The organism is Rhodococcus sp. NPDC080181 (genome assembly GCF_040702225.1).
Classification (GTDB): Bacteria; Actinomycetota; Actinomycetes; order Mycobacteriales; family Mycobacteriaceae; genus Rhodococcoides; species Rhodococcoides fascians.
Map to the genome: position 1 here is coordinate 18,831 of NZ_JBFBKN010000017.1, position 18,307 is coordinate 37,137.

Genomic DNA, 18,307 nt, shown 5'->3' on the forward strand with positions numbered 1-18,307 from the left:
TTCATGGCCCCCACGGTCTTCTATCTCACGCCGCTGCCGGCCGTGGGAGAGCTCGCCGTGCTCGACGGCAAAGAAGGTCATCACGCCGCGACCGTGCGGCGGATCCGAGTCGGCGAGCGGCTGCTGCTCAGTGACGGTGCCGGCGGTCTGGCCGACACGGTCGTCGTCGGTGCCGAGAAGAACCGACTCGAACTGACGGTGCAGTCGCGCACGGACATGCCGCGAGCCACGCCCACGGTGACGCTGGTTCAGGCGTTGCCGAAGGCGGACCGCTCCGAACTGGCGATCGAGCTGGCCACCGAGGCCGGGATCGACGCCGTGGTGCCGTGGCAGTCGGCGCGATGCGTCGCTCGCTGGGAAGGGCCCAAGGCGACCAAGGGGGTCGCGCGCTGGCGCAGTACCGCCGCCGAGGCGGCCAAGCAATCGCGTCGCGCATACATCCCCGAGGTCTCCGAGTTGCACGATTCACGCTCGGTGTACGCCTTCGTGAACCGGATCGTGGCGGGCGGCGGCATCGTCGCCGTCCTGCACGAAGCGGCCACCTCGGCATTCCGCGACCTGCCGTTCGATTCGGTGCCCGAGGTCGCGATCGTCGTCGGACCCGAGGGTGGCCTCGACGACAGAGAGATCGCGGCTCTGACCGAGGCAGGCGCGACCCCGGTGGTGCTGGGGCCGACGGTGCTGCGAACCTCGACGGCCGGAGCTGTTGCGTTGGGAGCTCTCGGCGTTCTGACGACACGGTGGGCGCAACTTCCGCCCGATTTCCCGAACGCATGAGCGTTCGCATCAAGATCGCGTACGGCGAGCATCCGGAACAGTTCGGTCACCTCTATCTGCCGTCCGCGCCGGTCACGCCCGCGACACCGGTGGTCGTGATCGTGCACGGTGGATTCTGGAGTGGGCAGTACGCGTCGAATCTGGGCACCCAGTTCGCCCGAGCTGTCGCCGGAGCCGGTGCGGTGGCCTGGAACATCGAGTACAGACGCGTCGGTGCGGGCGGGCACTGGCCGGAGATGCAAGCCGACGTGCGCGCCGCACTCGACGCCGTGGTCGGGGTGGTACAGCACCACGCCCCGGTCGGTGTCGACGATGTCCGCGTCATCGGGCACTCGGCGGGCGGCCACCTGGCAGTGTGGCTCGGCGGCGAAACCGACACGACGGTCCGGCCGTCGCGCATCGTCTCGCAGGCGGGTGTCCTCGATCTGGAGCCGCGCGGTGCGTCGGGACGTACCAATCCGGCGGTCGAGGCCCTGCTGCAGGCCCGCTACGACGACGAGCCCCAGCTGTACCGGTCGGCCTCACCTCTGGCCCGACTACCCATCGGCATCCCGACGATCTGTCTGCACGGATCCGATGACCTTCAGGTCCCGGCTTCGCAGAGCTCGAGGTACGTCGAGGCCGCACGAGCCGCGGGCGACGACGCGGAGCCGGCGATCGTGCCGGGCGAGGACCACTTCGCCTTCCTGAACCCGGATTCGCGGTGCTGGGCGCTCTCGCTCGAGGCCGTCCTGGGCGAGCGCCGTGGGTAATAGGAATGCGCATCGATCCTGCGGCGTTAAACTTGGTCCGAGCGCGACCTGACGGACGCGTTCGAAACATCAGCGTCACCGGTCGAAACAAGAGAGCAGGCCATAGCCACCACGTGAGTGAACACAGCGAATTTCCCGCCGAGCGCGACGTTCGGTCCACCTTGGAGCTCGCCCCCGAAGCAGTGATGCCGCTGCTGGGACAGTCCGACGAGAACCTCCGGGCGCTCGAGCAGATGCTGACGGCCGACATCCACGTACGAGGAAACGCCGTGACGCTCACCGGGAAGGTGCCCGATGTGGCGTTGGCCGAGCGGGTGATCACCGAATTGGCGTCATTGGCCAAACGTGCTCAGCCACTGACTCCCGACGCAGTGCGCCGGTCGATCGCCATGCTCACCGAGGGGGTGTCGGATTCTCCCGCCGAGGTGCTGAGCCTGGACATTCTGTCGCGTCGAGGCAAGACCATTCGGCCCAAGACGTTGAACCAGAAGCGCTACGTCGACGCGATCGATGCCAACACGATCGTGTTCGGAATCGGTCCTGCCGGAACGGGCAAGACCTACCTGGCCATGGCCAAGGCAGTGCAGGCATTGCAGACCAAGCAGGTCAGCCGCATCATCCTGACGCGGCCTGCGGTGGAGGCAGGTGAGCGTCTGGGCTTTCTGCCCGGAACCTTGCACGAGAAGATCGACCCGTATCTGCGTCCACTGCACGACGCCTTGCACGACATGATGGACGACGAGGCCATCCCCAAGCTGATGCAGGCCGGAGTCATCGAGGTCGCGCCGCTCGCCTACATGCGTGGCCGTACGCTCAACGACGCGTTCATCATTCTCGACGAGGCGCAGAACACCACGGCCGAACAGATGAAGATGTTCCTCACGCGTCTCGGTTTCGGATCGAAGATCGTCGTCACCGGAGACGTGACGCAGGTCGACCTACCCGGCGGTGCCCGGTCGGGCCTTCGTGCGGCGTCGGAGATTCTCACCGACGTGGACGACATCCACTTCGCGCAACTGACCAGTAGTGACGTGGTGCGTCACCGGCTCGTCTCGGAAATCGTCGACGCCTACGAGCGCTTCGAGTCCGCATCGGAAGGCGTCATCGCGAACCGCGCGCAACGCCGTGCCGGTGGGCCGCGTTCGGCGAGAAGATGATTCAGGCGTACGGAAACGGCAATGCAGGCAACGAGAGCGTGGGTAGTGGCTAGATGAGTATCGAAGTGTCCAACGAGTCGGGGATGGACATCTCCGAGCCCGAACTGGTCTCGGTCGCACGGTTCGCGATCGCAGGCATGGACGTGCACCCCGCTGCGGAACTGTCCATGGTGCTGGTGGATTCGGCAACCATGGCAGATCTGCACATGCGCTGGATGGATCTGCCCGGCCCCACCGACGTGATGTCGTTTCCGATGGACGAGCTCGAACCGGGCGGTCGGCCCGATGCTCCCGAGCCCGGACCGGCGATGCTCGGAGACATCGTGCTGTGCCCGTCCTTCGCGGCGGATCAGGCCGCGGCAGCAGGACATTCGCTCGAACACGAGCTCGCGCTGCTCACCGTGCACGGCGTGCTGCACCTGCTCGGCTACGACCACGCCGAGCCGGACGAAGAGAAGGAAATGTTCGAGCTGCAGAACCGTCTGCTGGCCGAATGGTACGAAGACGCCAGGCGGGCGGAGCAGGCAGCCGAACAGGCCGTTCGAGACGCTCGGCTGCTCGGCAAGGCCGGCTTCGTCGACGGTCTCGACCGATGATGTGCGTGTTCGGACCAGCGGGAGTGCGGGGTCCTAGCGCGTGAGCAGTGCTGCCGCACTCATCGTCTTCGCCGTTCTGCTGGTTCCTCTCGGCGGCTTGTTCGCCGCCGTCGATTCGGCCCTGAACACCGTCTCGCGGGCGCGAATCGAAGACATGGTCAAGGACGAGCGACCGGGTGCCACCGGCCTCGTCGTCGTGGTTGCCGACCGCCCGCGGTACGTCAATCTCATGGTGCTGCTTCGTATTCTGTGCGAAATCGGCGGCACGGTGCTGCTCGCAGGCGGCCTGACCCAATTGATCGACTCGACCACCGCGCTCGTGATCACCGCTGTGGCAATGGTTTTGGTCAGTTACGTCGTGATCGGCGTCGGTCCGAGAACGCTGGGTAGGCAGAACGCGTACTCGATCGCGCTCGCCGCAGCGTTGCCGTTGCGCGCCCTCGGCTGGCTCCTCGGGCCGATCAGCAGGCTGCTCATCCTCATCGGTAACGCGATCACCCCGGGCAAGGGATTTCGCAACGGCCCGTTCGCATCCGAGATCGAGCTACGTGAGCTCGTCGACATGGCTCGCGAGCGCGGAGTCGTGGCCGACGACGAACGCCGAATGATTCAATCGGTGTTCGAGCTGGGCGATACCTCGGCCCGCGAGGTCATGGTGCCGCGGCCCGAGATGGTGTGGATCGAATCCGACAAGTCGGCGGGGCAGGCGACGTCGCTGGCCGTGCGCAGTGGGCACTCTCGCATCCCGGTGATCGGCGAGAACGTGGACGATATCGTCGGCGTGGTGTACCTCAAAGACCTTGTGCAGCAGACGTATTACTCCACCGACGGTGGGCGAGGCGTACAGGTCTCCGAACTGATGCGTCCGGCGGTGTTCGTGCCGGACTCCAAGCCGCTCGACAGTCTTCTCGCCGAGATGCAGCGAGACCGAAACCATATGGCGTTGTTGGTCGACGAGTACGGCGGCATCGCGGGCCTGGTGACCATCGAGGACGTCATCGAGGAGATCGTCGGCGAAATCGCCGACGAATACGACTCGGACGAGGTAGCACCCATCGAGCAACTCGAAGACGGACGGTTCCGGGTGTCCTCGCGGGTACCGCTCGAGGATCTGGGCGAAATCTTCGGTATCGACATCGAATCCGAGGAGGTCGATACCGTCGGCGGACTCCTCGGCTACGAGCTCGGCCGAGTGCCGCTGCCCGGTTCCGAAGTGACCACTCACGGATTGTTGCTGCGCGGCGAGGGCGGAGCCGACCCCAAGGGCCGCGTCCGCATCACCACCGTGCTGGTCGAAAAGCTCGAACCCGACGAAGAATCCACCGAGGACGACGACTCGTCGGACGTCACTCACCAACACTGAAATCTGGAGGTGCTCGATGTCCGAGCAACACACCGAAGAGTTCCGATCCGGATTCGTCTGTTTCGTAGGCCGGCCCAACACCGGCAAGTCGACCCTGACCAATGCACTGGTGGGGTCGAAGATCGCCATCACGTCCTCGCGGCCCCAGACCACGCGCCACACGATCCGCGGCATCGTGCACCGCGACCACGCGCAACTGATCCTTGTCGACACCCCGGGGCTGCACCGACCGAGAACGCTTCTGGGCCAACGCCTCAACGACCTGGTGCAGGACACCTACTCCGAGGTCGACGTCATCGGACTGTGCATCCCCGCCGACGAGAAGATCGGACCGGGCGACCGATGGATCCTCGAACAAGTGCGGCACATCGCGCCGAAGACCACCCTGATCGGCATCGTGACCAAGATCGACAAGGTCAAGAAGGAACGCGTCGTACAGCAGTTGATGTCGTTGTCGAAGTTGCTGGGCGAGAATTCGCACGTGATCCCGGTATCGGCCGAATCCGGTGAGCAGATCGAGAAGCTCGTCGACCTCCTGGCCTCCGAATTGCCGCCGGGTCCCGCCTTCTATCCCGACGGGGAACTGACGGACGAGCCGGAGGAAATCCTCATGGCCGAGCTGATCCGCGAGGCAGCGCTCGAAGGTGTCCGCGACGAGCTCCCGCACTCGCTGGCAGTGGTCATCGAGGAGGTCGTGCCGCGCGAGGGCCACGACAACATGCTCGATGTGCACGCGATCCTGTACGTCGAACGGTCCAGCCAGAAGGCCATCATCATCGGCAAGGGCGGTTCGCGACTCAAAGAGGTCGGCACCGCGTCGCGACTGCAGATCGAGAAATTGCTCGGTACCCGCATCTACCTGGATCTGCACGTCAAGATCGCCAAGGACTGGCAGACCGACCCCAAGCAGATGGGCAAGCTCGGCTTCTGACGTGCCCTGACGAGCAGGCTACGAGGTGTCGCTCACCCGGTTCCACCACGGCTCGGGGCGTCGGCGATGCCACTGCAGTACGTTCTCGAGTTGAGCGGCCACCGAGACCAGCAGAGGCTCTGTGGATTCGTGGCCCATCAGCTGCAGACCGATCGGTAGACCGGCTTTCGTCAGTCCCGCGGGGACGTTGACGCTGGGCCAACCGAGGACGTTCCACGGCCACGTGTACGGGCAGTGTTCGGTGATCACACGGTCGGTGTCGGCGTTGGAGATGCCGTCGATGGCGTCGACCCGCGGAGGCGGCGTGGCCGTCGTCGGGGCGAGCACGATGTCGTAGTCGTCGAAGAACTGGCCGATGCGGCGGGCTATCCGTGGCTCCGCCGCGCGGGCTGCCCGCAGCGGTGCGCCGGCGAGGGCGCGTCCGCTCCGGGCGTTGGCTCGGGTGCGGGGGTCGGCCAGAGACGGGTCGGGCAGGCGGTCGAGCCAGGCCGCGACTCCGGCCAACGACCGCGGTAAGAAGTTGAGCCCCAACAACATTCCGTACGCAGGATCGTCGACGACCACACGGTGACCGAGCAACCGCAGCACGGCAGCCATCTCGTACGCCGCAGCCGTGATCTCGGGATCCAGTGCCGCGGGTGTCGGAATGAACGGCTTGCGCAGACTCAACGCGATGCGCAGCGAACCGGGGTCGCGGCCGACGGCGTCAGAGACGGTCAGCGGAGTCGGCCGGTGCAGATCGCCGTCGTGCCCACCGGAGACCACGTCGAGAAGCAGGGCTGCGTCGGCCACCGTTCGGGCGAGCGGACCGATGACGGTGATGCCGTTGAACGCCTCGGCATCGGGCCAGGTGGAAATTCGGCCGCGCTGCGGCTTGATGCCGACGAGGTTGGTCCACGACGCCGGGATGCGCACCGAGCCGGCACCGTCGGAACCCAGAGCGGCGGAAACCAATTCGGCTGCGACCGCGGCAGAACTGCCACCGGAGGAACCGCCCGGAGTCCGGTCTCGGTGCCACGGATTCCTCGTGTGGCCGAACGATCCGCCCGTGAACGGCCATTGCCCGAGTTCGGGACTGTTGGTCTTTCCCACGATGATCGCCCCTGCAGCACGCAGTCGGCGGACCACCTCGGAGTCCTCGGTGGCCAGCGGAAACCGGCCTGCGCAGCCGAATGCGGTCGGTTCGCCGACGATGTCGACGTCGTCCTTGACTGCGATCGGAACGCCGAGCAGGGGAGCGGACGAGCCCGCAGCAATCAGCCGATCGGCCTCGGCGGCTTCGGTGAGGGCGGCATCGCGTCGCACGATCCGGAACGCGTTGAGGGTGGGTTGACTGCGTTCTATGCGATCCAGTGCAGCGGTGACCACCTCGACCGAGGTGACGCGTCTCGACGCGAGTTCGGCAGCCTGAGCAACGAGTGTCGACCGATGGAAATCCACGTGTGCACAGTATCGACTCACCGTCAGCGCGGGAACGATCTTCGTCGACGCCCACGTGGGACACTGGAGAGCGTGAGGCCATACCGTGACAACGCAGTCGTCCTGCGCCAGCACAAGCTGGGTGAGGCCGATCGCATCGTCACGTTGCTGACCAGGGAGAACGGCATCGTCCGTGCGGTGGCCAAGGGGGTGCGCCGCACCAAGTCCAAGTTCGGCGCACGGCTGGAGCCGTTTGCGCACATCGACGTCCTGCTCTATCCCGGACGCAACCTCGACATCGTCACTCAGGTGCACACGGTGGACGCGTTCGGCGGGGACATCGTTGCCGATTACGGCCGGTACACCACCGGCTGCGCAGTCCTCGAAACCGCCGAGCGTCTGGCCGGCGAAGAACACGCCCCCGCGCAGCGCCTGCATCAGCTGACCGTCGGCGCGCTGCGTGCCCTTGCGCAGCACATGCGGCCGCCCGAGTTGGTACTCGACGCGTATCTGCTGCGTGCGATGGGTTTCGCCGGATGGGCTCCCGCACTGACGGACTGCGCTCGATGCGCTGCGGTGGGGCCGCATCGTGCGTTCCACGTCGCCGCGGGTGGCGCTGTGTGCGTGCATTGCCGACCGCCGGGATCTGCGACGCCATCGACCGGTGTTCTGGATTTGATGGTGGCCCTCGAACGAGGGGAGTGGGACTACACCGTCACCACCTCCGATGCGGTCCGAAAGCAGGCCAGTGGCCTGGTGGCGGCTCATCTGCAGTGGCACCTCGAACGCCAGCTCCGCACACTTCCGCTCATCGAGCGCTCGCATCCACACCAGGTGCCGCTGGCCCAACCTGACTCCGTGTTCGCCGACACCGTCGGGCAGGATGGGGACCGTGATTCGACGACGCGAGCCGCAACACCGGCCTGACGAACGGCCGGCGGTTCGCCCGCCGGACCCGCACCCCTCGGGTGCGCGGCCGCCGATCTTGCAGCCGGAGCTGATTCCTCGTCACGTCGCTCTGGTCATGGACGGTAACGGCCGGTGGGCTCAGGATCGTGGATTGCCGCGAACCGCAGGGCACGAGCAGGGCGAAGCAGTACTGATGGATGCCGTCTGTGGCTGCATCGAAATCGGTGTGCAGTGGTTGTCTGCGTACGCTTTCTCGACGGAGAACTGGAAGCGCAGTCCCGACGAGGTCAAGTTCTTGATGGGTTTCAATCGCGACGTGATCCGGCGTCGACGAGACGAGATGAACGAGATGGGTGTGCGGGTGCGCTGGGCAGGTCGGCGACCGCGACTGTGGGGCAGCGTCATCAAAGAACTCGAAGTGGCCGAGGAGCTGACGAAGCACAACACGGTGATGACGCTGACCATGTGTGTCAATTACGGCGGGCGAGCCGAAATTGCCGACGCCACAAGGGAAATCGCGCGTCAGGTTGCCGCCGGAAAGATCAACCCGGAAAAGATCACCGAGGCGACCGTCGCGAAGTACCTCGACGAGGCGGACATGCCCGACGTCGACCTGTTCCTGCGTCCCTCGGGGGAGCAGAGAACCTCCAATTTCCTGCTGTGGCAGTCGGCCTACGCGGAGTTCGTGTTCCAGAAGAAACTGTTCCCCGATTTCGATCGTCGAGATCTGTGGGAGGCCTGCATCGAATTCGCGTCGCGGGACCGACGATTCGGTGGAGTGAAATATGAGTGACGATGTATCTGGCCTCACCTTGCAGACGCGGGCTCAGTTGGCGTTGGCGCAGTTCGCCACTGTCACTGTGGGGGAGGAAGGCTCTCTGGGGTTCGACTATGCAGGTGCGCTGTGCTCGCTACGCGCGGTGCAGCTCTCGCCGGAGCTCGAGGTGCTTTCGCTCACCGCGGTGCTGGCGTGGGATCGACCGCTCAAGCCCGCACTACACAAGAAGGTAGCCGACCGCAATGCCGATTCGCAGTTCGGCGCGATTTCGGTCAACACCCACGACAAGCTGGCAGATGTGTTGTTGCGCTACACCTTTCCGGCCAACGGGTTGGACGACGAAGCGATGTTGACGATGTTGATTCTGGTGCTCGCCGGGGTCGAGAAGGCCCGCGAGGGTTTGCTGCCCTGAACGGTCGTCTAAGGTAAGCCTTTACTTACTCACGTGAAGGCGGTTGCAATGGCGGTTCGAGTATCCAGAATGCTGACGGCAGTGGTGGCGGTGATGGCCATCGGCGCGTCCGCAACTGCCTGCTCCACAGCAGAACCCGACGACAGCGCGGCCCAGTCTGCGGACGGTGTTTTCCCGGTGGTCATCGACCACATCTACGGCAGCACGACCGTTCCGGAGAAGCCCACCCGCATAGTCACGCTCGGGGTGTCCGACGCCGATGCCGTCATCGCGCTCGGAACCGTCCCGGTCGGAAACACCGGATACACCTTCTACGAGACCGGACTCGGTCCGTGGACCGACGAGTTGGTGGGCGACGCACCACTGACGCTGCTGGGCTCGGAGTCCGAACCGAACTTCGAGCTGATCGCTTCTCTGCAACCGGATCTGATCACCGGGCTGAACGCCGGCTTCGACGAGGCCACCTACGCGCAACTCAGTGACATCGCCCCGACCGTCGCTCGACCGGCCGGATCGGCGGCATACGCCGTCGATCGCGAGGTGGCAACCGACACCATCGCCCGCGCGATGGGCGAATCCGATCGTGGCAAGAAGCTGAACGCCCAGACCACGGCTGCACTCGAACAGGTTCGAGCCGCACATCCGGAGTTCGCGGGTAAGACTGCCGCCGTGGTACTTCCGTACGACGGTCAGTTCGGCGCATATCTGCCGGGGGACGCGCGGGGGACGTTCGTCACGTCATTGGGCTTCGGGATTCCGGACCCGATCCTGGCCGAGGACAACGGAACCAACTTCTTCGTTCCGGTCTCGGCTGAGAACATCTCGAAGCTCGACGCCGATGTGGTGCTCTATCTCGGCACCGGCGACGACAACGACGTCGTGGCGGAGAATCCAATCTTCGGAACACTGACAGCCGCCCGCAACGACGCCATCGTTCCGTTGTCCACCGATCAGCGTGGGGCGATCACGTACAACTCGGTGCTGTCCATTCCGTTCGCCATCGATTCGGTGGTGCCTCGCCTGGCGGGTGCGGTGGGGTGAGAGCTGGTCAGTGATCGGCCGTGCTGCACTGACTGCAGGTGCCGAATATCTCGATCGTGTGGCTCACGTCGCTGAAGCCGTTGGACTCGGCGACACTCTGCGACCACTTCTCGACGGTGGGACCCTCGACCTCGACGGTGAATCCGCATGCTCGGCACACCAGGTGGTGATGATGGCCCGAGGAGCAACGCCGGTAGACCGACTCGCCGTTGTCGGTACGCAGGACGTCGACCGTTCCTGCGTCGGCGAGAGTCTGCAGTGTGCGGTACACGGTGGTCAGGCCGATACCCTCGCCGCGCTTGCGCAGCTCGTCGTGCAGATCCTGCGCGGACTTGAACTCCTCGATGGTGTCGAGCAGGTCCGAGATCGCACTTCGTTGTTTGGTGGCGCGCACTCCGACCACGACGGGTCGTCTCGGAGTGGCGGTATCGGTCGTCTTCTCGGTCACAGGTTTCGGCCTTCCTCGGCGTGAGCCACGGCGTCGACGACGATGTGGGAGAGATGGTCGTCGACCAGTCGGTACAGGACCTCGCGGCCGTTACGTTCTCCGCGGACCACACCGGCCGCCTTGAGAACCCGCAGATGCTGGCTGATCAACGGCTGTGTCACACCGAGGGCGACGACGAGTTCGTGAACGCAGCGCTCGGATTCTCGGAGCTGCAGGACGATCGCAATCCGAACCGGTGCGGCCAGTGCACGCAGGATGTCGCCGGCCGCGGCCAAGGTCTCCTTCGGCGGAAGTAACGCCGGGGGAGTGGCGGCGAACGGGTCGTCGTGCACCGGGCGTTCCGGATCCTGCAGATGCGCCGCCCTCTCCATGGACGAGTCGGTTCTGTGGGTGTGCACCGTGGACATGGCTGCGGCTCCTTCGGTCACCGGTCGGTTGTCGAATTCTCCCTGCACGGTCGACGTCATGAACTCAGGCTAGTGCAGTCATCGTTATTGCAAATCATATTCATTGTGATATGCACAGGTGCGCATGTCAATTTCGGTGCCCGACCGCTGTTCGGAATCGACGACCGAGCCAGATAGTCTGATCAGGGCGAAAACCGCCCACGTCACCTCGTACACGATGTAACCGAAGATGGAGAGCTCCGCCAGTGGCACCCAAGTCCAAGGTCGAAACCGTCGCCAACCTCGCCAAGCGCAGAGGTCTCGTCTACCCGTGCGGCGAAATCTACGGCGGTACGAAGTCGGCCTGGGACTACGGTCCGCTCGGCGTCGAGCTCAAGGAGAACATCAAGAAGCAGTGGTGGCGCAACATGGTCACCAGCCGCGACGACACCGTCGGGCTCGACTCGTCGGTGATTCTGCCGCGCCAGGTGTGGGAGGCCTCCGGCCACGTCGAGACGTTCTCCGATCCGCTCGTCGAGTCGCTGCACACCCACAAGCGCTACCGTGCCGATCACCTCATCGAGGCCTACGAGGAGAAGCACGGCCACCCGCCCGAGAACGGACTCGCCGATATCCGCGACCCGGAGACCGGTGAGCCCGGTTCGTGGACCGAGCCGCGCGCATTCTCCGGCCTGCTCAAGACCTTCCTCGGCCCGGTCGACAACGAAGAGGGGCTGCATTACCTTCGCCCCGAGACCGCCCAGGGCATCTTCGTCAACTTCGCCAACGTGCTGACGACCTCACGCAAGAAGCCGCCGTTCGGCATCGGCCAGATCGGCAAGAGCTTCCGCAACGAGATCACACCGGGAAACTTCATCTTCCGCACTCGCGAGTTCGAGCAAATGGAGATGGAGTTCTTCGTCAAGCCCGGCGAGGACGACGAGTGGCATCAGTACTGGATCGACTACCGCATGAAGTGGTACACCGATCTCGGCATCGATCCGGAGAACCTGCGGCTGTACGAGCACGCCAAGGAAAAGCTGTCGCACTACTCCAAGCGCACCGTCGACATCGAGTACCGCTTCGGCTTCCAGGGCAGCGCCTGGGGTGAGCTCGAGGGCGTCGCAAACCGCACCGATTACGACCTGACGGTGCACTCGAAGGCGTCGGGCCAGGACCTGAGCTACTACGAGCAGGCCACCGACACCCGGTACACCCCGTACGTCATCGAGCCGGCCGCCGGCTTGACTCGGTCGCTGATGGCGTTCCTCGTCGACGCGTACACAGAGGACGAGGCCCCCAACGCCAAGGGCGGCGTCGACAAGCGTGTCGTGCTCAAGCTCGATCGTCGTCTTGCCCCGGTGAAGGTCGCGGTGCTCCCGCTCTCGCGTAACGCCGACCTGACGCCGAAGGCGAAAGATCTTGCGCAGCAACTGCGTCAGTACTGGAACGTGGAATTCGACGATGCCGGAGCCATCGGCCGTCGCTACCGTCGCCAGGACGAGATCGGTACCCCGTTCTGCATCACCGTCGACTTCGACACCCTCGACGACCACGCCGTCACCATTCGTGAGCGCGACACGATGGCACAGGAGCGCGTGGCTCTCGATCAGGTCGAGGGCTACATCGCCGCCCGTCTGATCGGCGCGTAGGGCTGTAGGCAATACACAGGGCCCGATCTCTCGGTGAGAGATCGGGCCCTGTCGCATGTCTGGGTCGAATCAGAAGCGGCCGCCGCCGCCACCGAAGCCGCCGCCTCCGCCTCCACCGCCGCCGAAGCCCCCGCCGCCGAATCCACCACCGAATCCGCCGCCGCCGCGCAGCACGCTGTTGATCAGGATTCCGCCGAGCACGGCGCCTGCTACGTTGCCGCCGCTACTGCCGCCGCGTGGGCCGTGCCGATTTTCCCAGTTCTGCACGTCGGACTGGGCGATCTGCGATGCGCGCGAAGCCAATTGGCTGGCGGCATGCGCGTGCTTGAGAGCCTCGTCGGGATTGTCCGGCTCGAGCTGACGAGCTGCACCGAGATGCCGTTCGGCTTCGGACAAACGCGTTCGAGCATCGGCACCCACGCCGCCGCGGCGCGTCGAGATGTAGTCCGCAGCAGCAGTGATCTGCGCCTGAGCAGCCGCGATATCGCGTTCCAGACGCGCACGCAGCTGATCCTCGGCGGCCTTCTCGGCCGATGCTTCGTCGACGATCTTCTCGAGTTCGGAATCTGCTGCGGCAAGGGCGGTGTAACTACCGAGCGGATCGCTCGACTGTGCCGCCTCGGCCTTCTTCAATGCCGTCTGTGCCGCAGTCATCGCCGCCTGCAGTTCGGTGCCGCCGTGTTCGGCCAGTCCGCGAGCCTGCTCGATGTCCCGGCGGACGTCCGCGATGGCGTCGGGCAGGGTGGCTATTGCGTGCCGTATGTCGTCGCGGGCGTGGTCGACTCCGTCGAGCAGTGACTTCGCCTGATCGACGGCTCGTTCCGCGGTCCGAATCGCTGTGACGGCCGGGCCCTGCTTACCGGGCGGCAGTGCTGCGGCCTTGCGGCCGGCTTCGATGTTCTCCTCGGCCAGCGCAACTCGATCCTTGGCCATCGTGACGTTGTCGGCAATCGATTTCAATGCGGTCTCGGAGAATTCCGAATGCAGTTGAGCGAGTACGGCTTCGGACTGCGGAATGCGCACCGTCAAGCCGATGATGGCTTGGGTGAGCTCGTCGAGATGCGAACCGGCGTTCATGACGAGGTCGCGGAATCCGTCGAATTCCTCGACCCGAGAGTCGAGTTCGCGATCTGCCTGGCCGCACGAGGAGATGATTTCGACGAGCATCGCCCGTCGCTGATCGGGGGTTTCAGGAATGGCGTCGTCGAGCCGCTGACGGATCTCGAAGGCAGAGGCCAGAGCTTTCTTTGCGTTGTCGTACGCCGTGATGAAGGGAGCGGCTGCCGAATCGCCGAATTCGCCTCGGGCCAAGGTCAATTCCTCCTCGCTGGCTCGCACGGCGTTGTCGGTCTCGATCAGAATTTCCTTGGCGCGGGTGTCGAGAACGTCGATCGGGAATTGGGCCAATGCTGCCGGGTCGCTCGGGTCGATCTTCGCCACCGCTTCCACCTCGGCGGCCACTCGAGCCTTCTTGCGCCGTGAGGAGTAGACAACAGCTCCGCCGCCTGCGACGGCCAACACCCCGACACCGATCAGCAGCGGTGCCGACGACCCACCTCCACCGCTCGACGCATAGGCCTCGCCGAGAGCGCCGGCCGCCGCTATGGCCGCTCCCGACCAATCCTCTTCGCCCAGCGCAGGTTCGACGTCGTTGACACGAATGTCGTCCTGCTCCGCCGTGGTGATCTGTGAGAGCCCGGTGTTGACGCCGAGGTAGTACGACCGATCGACGGTCGCCACTGCGAGCAGGACGTCTCGCTGACCGAGATCGCTCCGTTCGTACGTCTGCCGTGCCCAGTCGGCCGCCGACATGTTGTCGAAATCCGCAACGTAGGTGACCCACAGCCTGAGCTGACTGCCGCCGTACAGGTCGTCGATGGACGTCTGTACCTCGGCCAGCGAGTCCGGATCGAGTGCCTGCACGTTGTCGGTGATCTGGGTGGCGAGGCGCGAGGGTGCCTCGGCGGAGGCGACGCCGGGGGCGAGGAGAACCGCAGCGAACAAGGTCAGAGCACCTGTTGCGGCGAGGCGACGGAATCGATGGACCGACCTACGGACTGTGGGGCTGGAATGCCGCCGGTGCTGGACTGCCATGCGCTGAAATCTACCGGCTCCAGGGTGTCCGAAACGAGCAGGTCGATCCATGACAGTTGTCATCGTGCAATCGTGACGCTCGGTCGAGGTGGTCGGGCTCGGATCGCAGCAGAGTAGCTGTCATGACCACAACGAAGGCAGTCGAACTGCGAGGCGTCACGAAGACATACGGATCGGTCCGTGCGGTGGACGGGATCGACCTGTCCATCGAGCCGGGCGAGGTAGTCGCTTTTCTCGGACCGAACGGTGCCGGCAAGACCACGACCATCGACATGATGCTCGGCCTGGCCACACCCACCACCGGGACGGTATCGGTGTTCGGCGGAACTCCGGCCGACGCCATCGCCCAGGGGCGCATCTCGGCGGTGATGCAGACCGGCGGACTTCTTCGCGACCTGACCGTCCGCGAAACCGTCGAACTGACCGCGGCCCTGTTCGCCCGAACTCGGTCGGTGAAGGAAGTGCTGACTCGGGCCGGCATCGCCGACATCGGCGACAGGCGAGTGGCCAAGTGCTCCGGCGGCCAGCAACAGCGACTGCGATTCGCACTTGCACTGTTGCCCGACCCGGATCTGCTGGTGCTGGACGAGCCGACCACCGGCATGGACGTCGAGGGTCGTCGTGACTTCTGGAACGCCATTCGCCAGGACGCGAGTACCGGCCGAACAGTGCTGTTCGCAACGCACTACCTCGACGAGGCCGATGCCTACGCCGACCGAATCGTGTTGGTGCGGCACGGCAAGATCGTCGCCGACGGCAGCGCCGCCGAGGTCAAGAACCTCGCGGCGGGACGCACGGTCACCGCCACTCTGCCCGGTGTCGACCGGTCCACGTTGCTCGCTCTTCCCGGAGTCGACCGGGTCGAGACGCGCGGCGACCGGGTGATCGTGCACGGACGCGACTCCGACTGCGTTGCCCGCTACCTGCTCAACGACGCGCATGCGACCGATCTCGAAATCGTCTCGCGCAACCTCGAGGACGCCTTTCTCGCCTTGACCACCGATGCCGACACCGAACTCGCCGGGAGTATCCGATGACCACGACCTCGCCCCGCCCCACCGCTGCCAGAGCCGTTGCGTACGGCGGATTTTCGCCCACGTTCCTCGGACTCGAAATCCGTCGCCTGTTCCGGAACAAGCGCACGTTGGTCTTCACGTTGGTCATGCCGCCGGTGTTCTTCGTCATTTTCGGGACGCAGTCGGACTACCGGACCAACTACCCTTTCGCGCACGGCAACGTCACGGGCTACATCGCCATCAGCATGGCCGTCTACGGAGCGATGCTGGCCACCACGAGTGGGGGAGCGATGGTCTCCGTCGAACGCGCTCAGGGCTGGAGCAGACAGCTGCGACTGACTCCGCTCAAACCTGTCGCTTACATCGTCACCAAGATGCTCGTCGCCATGACGATGGGTGCTGCAGCGATCGTCGTGGTGTTCGTCGTCGCGGCATTCTTCGGAGCCGACATGCCGATCTGGGTGTGGCTCGCCTGCGGAGTGATCGCGTGGCTCGGATCTGCGGTGTTCGCCGCATTCGGGTTGTTCATGGGGTACCTGCTGCCCTCGGAGAACGTCATGCAGATCCTCGGACCGGTACTGGCCTTCCTCGCCCTGGCCGGTGGATTGTTCGTCCCGCTCGGTGACAGCGGCTGGTTCCCGATGCTGGCGAAATTCACCCCGCTGTACGGTCTGGCGACTGTGGCCCGGGCTCCGTTCACCTCGGCCGACGCAGGCATCCTCGCCGTCGCAATGGTCAACCTGGTGGTGTGGGCGGTGGTGCTCATCACAGGAGCGGCGCTGCTGTTCCGGAAAGACACCAAGCGTGCCTGACGCGGAAACCACCGATCGTGTCGCCCACGGAGATACCGTGGGCGACATGACCACGTTCACCGCCGACCTCCCCGAGGGCAGGGTCTGGCGGTACGGCTGGATGTTCGGAGCCATCTGGCTGATCTACCTGATCTATCCGTTGAACGAGATTCTGTCCTTGGAATCTGTGGCGGCACGGGTCCTCGGTATTGCCGCGATCGTCGGGTTCGGAGTCGTGTTCACAGCCACCTTCTGGCGCTTTCGCAACGGTCACCGCCGCGGACACCCGCTGCCGGTACGGCAGGCCTGGATCGCGCTCGCGGCAATGCTGGCCCTGACCGCGGCGATGAGCGCGCAGATCGGAACCACCGGATTCGGCGCAACGATCTACATCGCGGTCTTGGCGATGATGACGCTGCCGGTTCGGCAGGCGTGGACGTTGGTCGCGGTGATGGTAGTGGCCATCGAAGTGGCACCGCGGGTCATCCCGTCCTGGGAGCCCGACAACTTTTTCGCGTTTCAGTTGCTGATCAGCTCGGCCGCCGCGTGGGGTATCACCCAGGTCTTCCAGCGCAACCACGAATTGGCCGTGGCGCGGCAGCAATTGGCGGATCTGGCCATCGTCGCCGAACGTGAGCGGATGAGCCGAGACGTGCACGACATTCTCGGGCATTCCCTGACCGTCATCACTGTCAAGAGTGAACTGGCCGGCAGATTGCTCGAGATCGATGCTGCCCGAGCAGCTGTCGAGATCGCCGAGGTGGAAACCCTTGCAAGGCAAGCACTGGCCGACGTTCGCAGCACCGTCGGCGGCATGCGGCAAATCGACATCGGCACCGAACTGGCAAGCGCACGAACAGCTCTGGTGGCCGCCGCCATCGACGTCGAGCTGCCTGCGGATGCCGACGTCGTTCCACTGAGACACCGCGAACTGTTCGGCTGGGTCCTGCGTGAAGCGGTGACCAACGTGGTGCGACACTCCCACGCACGGCACTGCCGAGTGACGCTGTCGTCGTCGAGCATTTCCATCGTCGACGACGGATGCGGGCCGGTCGAGGAACACTGTGGAGGAAACGGGCTCCGCGGGTTGGGTGAACGCGTGAGCGCTGCCGGTGGTTCACTGACGGTCGCCCGGGTTCCGACCGGCGGATTCAAGGTGGAGGTCTCGGCACCATGAGTATCAGACTGTTGCTGGCCGACGACCAAGCGCTGGTGCGTGGTGCTCTCGCGGCATTGTTGGGGCTCGAACACGACCTCGACATCGTCGCCGAGGTGGGACGAGGCGACGAAGTGGTGGCGGCGGTTCTCGAACACCGACCCGACGTCGTGCTGCTCGACGTGGAAATGCCGGGCAAGAACGGCATCGACGTCACCGCCGAGCTGGCTCAGGTGGTACCGGAGTCGAGAGTGCTGATCGTCACGACGTTCGGCCGGCCCGGATATCTACGCCGTGCGATCGATGCCGGAGCCTCCGGATTCGTCGTCAAGGACACTCCAGCCAAACAGTTGGCCGACGCCGTACGACGGGTCCACATGGGACTGCGCGTCGTCGATCCCGCCCTCGCCACCGAGACGCTCACCGAGGGCGTCTCCCCGCTGACCGCCCGTGAGCAGGAAGTTCTTCGCGCAGCGTCGAAGGGTGGAACGGCCGGTGCCATCGCGGCGCAGGTGCACCTGTCGGAAGGGACAGTGCGCAACCATCTCTCTTCGGCGATCGGAAAAACTGGCACCAGCACCCGGGCCGAAGCGGTCCGAGTCGCCGAGGACCGCGGGTGGCTCTGACCT

19 protein-coding genes are annotated in these 18,307 nt (G+C 65.0%); 15 read left to right on the top strand and 4 right to left on the bottom strand.

Features of this window, described 5'->3' with window-relative positions; all coding sequences use genetic code 11:
• Positions 1-3: 3 nt before the first annotated feature.
• The 6 genes from AB0O58_RS18895 (at position 4) to era (ending at position 5,576) form a co-directional block, all read left to right on the top strand.
• On the top strand, positions 4-777 hold the full coding sequence (locus tag AB0O58_RS18895) for a 16S rRNA (uracil(1498)-N(3))-methyltransferase (protein WP_032374425.1): 774 nt from the start codon (positions 4-6) through the stop codon (positions 775-777).
• Positions 774-1,529: an alpha/beta hydrolase gene (locus AB0O58_RS18900; protein ID WP_032374424.1), complete on the top strand. Its 756-nt coding sequence runs from the start codon at positions 774-776 to the stop codon at positions 1,527-1,529. The genes AB0O58_RS18895 and AB0O58_RS18900 overlap by 4 nt, the downstream gene beginning before the upstream one ends.
• A 113-nt stretch (positions 1,530-1,642) precedes the next feature.
• Positions 1,643-2,686: a PhoH family protein gene (locus AB0O58_RS18905; protein WP_366238597.1), complete on the top strand. Its 1,044-nt coding sequence runs from the start codon at positions 1,643-1,645 to the stop codon at positions 2,684-2,686.
• A 53-nt stretch (positions 2,687-2,739) separates the two neighbouring features.
• The gene (ybeY, locus tag AB0O58_RS18910) at positions 2,740-3,282 is read left to right on the top strand and encodes an rRNA maturation RNase YbeY (RefSeq protein ID WP_032368173.1); all 543 of its coding nucleotides are present in this window, start codon (positions 2,740-2,742) and stop codon (positions 3,280-3,282) included.
• A 40-nt stretch (positions 3,283-3,322) separates the two neighbouring features.
• The gene (locus AB0O58_RS18915; protein WP_027497496.1) at positions 3,323-4,645 is read left to right on the top strand and encodes a hemolysin family protein; all 1,323 of its coding nucleotides are present in this window, start codon (positions 3,323-3,325) and stop codon (positions 4,643-4,645) included.
• A 16-nt stretch (positions 4,646-4,661) separates the two neighbouring features.
• On the top strand, positions 4,662-5,576 hold the full coding sequence (gene era / locus AB0O58_RS18920) for a GTPase Era (RefSeq protein ID WP_027497495.1): 915 nt from the start codon (positions 4,662-4,664) through the stop codon (positions 5,574-5,576).
• Between the two features lie 18 nt (positions 5,577-5,594).
• Here era and AB0O58_RS18925 read toward each other — a convergent pair whose 3' ends face one another.
• Positions 5,595-7,016 carry an amidase gene (locus AB0O58_RS18925; RefSeq protein WP_032368172.1) on the bottom strand — a complete coding sequence of 474 codons (1,422 nt, stop codon included), beginning with the start codon at positions 7,014-7,016 and terminating at the stop codon, positions 5,595-5,597.
• Positions 7,017-7,088: 72 nt separating this feature from the next.
• Between AB0O58_RS18925 and recO the strand changes: the two genes are divergently transcribed.
• From recO to AB0O58_RS18945, 4 genes are read left to right on the top strand one after another with little or no spacing between them, the layout of a single operon-like run.
• Positions 7,089-7,922, top strand: coding sequence for a DNA repair protein RecO (recO, locus tag AB0O58_RS18930; protein WP_032374422.1), 834 nt, complete (start codon positions 7,089-7,091; stop codon positions 7,920-7,922).
• Positions 7,879-8,697 carry an isoprenyl transferase gene (locus AB0O58_RS18935; RefSeq protein WP_045841262.1) on the top strand — a complete coding sequence of 273 codons (819 nt, stop codon included), beginning with the start codon at positions 7,879-7,881 and terminating at the stop codon, positions 8,695-8,697. The genes recO and AB0O58_RS18935 overlap by 44 nt, the downstream gene beginning before the upstream one ends.
• Positions 8,690-9,094 carry a hypothetical protein gene (locus AB0O58_RS18940; protein ID WP_027497492.1) on the top strand — a complete coding sequence of 135 codons (405 nt, stop codon included), beginning with the start codon at positions 8,690-8,692 and terminating at the stop codon, positions 9,092-9,094. Before AB0O58_RS18935 ends, AB0O58_RS18940 begins: the two co-directional genes overlap by 8 nt.
• A 48-nt stretch (positions 9,095-9,142) precedes the next feature.
• On the top strand, positions 9,143-10,135 hold the full coding sequence (locus AB0O58_RS18945; RefSeq protein ID WP_032374559.1) for an iron-siderophore ABC transporter substrate-binding protein: 993 nt from the start codon (positions 9,143-9,145) through the stop codon (positions 10,133-10,135).
• 7 nt (positions 10,136-10,142) lie between these two features.
• Here the strand turns inward: AB0O58_RS18945 and AB0O58_RS18950 are convergent, their stop codons facing one another.
• Both AB0O58_RS18950 and AB0O58_RS18955 read right to left on the bottom strand, forming a co-directional pair.
• A complete protein-coding gene (locus AB0O58_RS18950) occupies positions 10,143-10,583 on the bottom strand; it encodes a Fur family transcriptional regulator (protein WP_032368170.1) in 441 nt (146 codons plus the stop codon).
• The gene (locus tag AB0O58_RS18955; protein ID WP_080733342.1) at positions 10,580-10,954 is read right to left on the bottom strand and encodes a metalloregulator ArsR/SmtB family transcription factor; all 375 of its coding nucleotides are present in this window, start codon (positions 10,952-10,954) and stop codon (positions 10,580-10,582) included. Before AB0O58_RS18955 ends, AB0O58_RS18950 begins: the two co-directional genes overlap by 4 nt.
• Positions 10,955-11,235: 281 nt before the next feature.
• Here AB0O58_RS18955 and AB0O58_RS18960 point away from each other — a divergent pair, with 281 nt between their 5' ends.
• Complete coding sequence (locus AB0O58_RS18960) at positions 11,236-12,621, top strand: glycine--tRNA ligase (RefSeq protein WP_032368169.1); 1,386 nt, start codon at positions 11,236-11,238, stop codon at positions 12,619-12,621.
• A 69-nt stretch (positions 12,622-12,690) separates the two neighbouring features.
• Here AB0O58_RS18960 and AB0O58_RS18965 read toward each other — a convergent pair whose 3' ends face one another.
• Positions 12,691-14,715, bottom strand: a complete 2,025-nt coding sequence (locus AB0O58_RS18965; RefSeq protein ID WP_366238598.1) for a TPM domain-containing protein — start codon at positions 14,713-14,715, stop codon at positions 12,691-12,693.
• A gap of 122 nt (positions 14,716-14,837) precedes the next feature.
• Between AB0O58_RS18965 and AB0O58_RS18970 the strand changes: the two genes are divergently transcribed.
• The 4 genes from AB0O58_RS18970 to AB0O58_RS18985 are packed head-to-tail and all read left to right on the top strand — an operon-like array spanning position 14,838 to position 18,304.
• Positions 14,838-15,752 carry an ABC transporter ATP-binding protein gene (locus AB0O58_RS18970; protein WP_027497486.1) on the top strand — a complete coding sequence of 305 codons (915 nt, stop codon included), beginning with the start codon at positions 14,838-14,840 and terminating at the stop codon, positions 15,750-15,752.
• Positions 15,749-16,543 carry an ABC transporter permease gene (locus AB0O58_RS18975; protein ID WP_283348523.1) on the top strand — a complete coding sequence of 265 codons (795 nt, stop codon included), beginning with the start codon at positions 15,749-15,751 and terminating at the stop codon, positions 16,541-16,543. The genes AB0O58_RS18970 and AB0O58_RS18975 overlap by 4 nt, the downstream gene beginning before the upstream one ends.
• A gap of 46 nt (positions 16,544-16,589) precedes the next feature.
• Entirely contained in the window at positions 16,590-17,699 is a 1,110-nt protein-coding gene (locus AB0O58_RS18980) for a sensor histidine kinase (RefSeq protein WP_366238599.1), read from the top strand.
• The gene (locus AB0O58_RS18985; RefSeq protein ID WP_027497483.1) at positions 17,696-18,304 is read left to right on the top strand and encodes a response regulator transcription factor; all 609 of its coding nucleotides are present in this window, start codon (positions 17,696-17,698) and stop codon (positions 18,302-18,304) included. The genes AB0O58_RS18980 and AB0O58_RS18985 overlap by 4 nt, the downstream gene beginning before the upstream one ends.
• Positions 18,305-18,307: the final 3 nt, after the last annotated feature.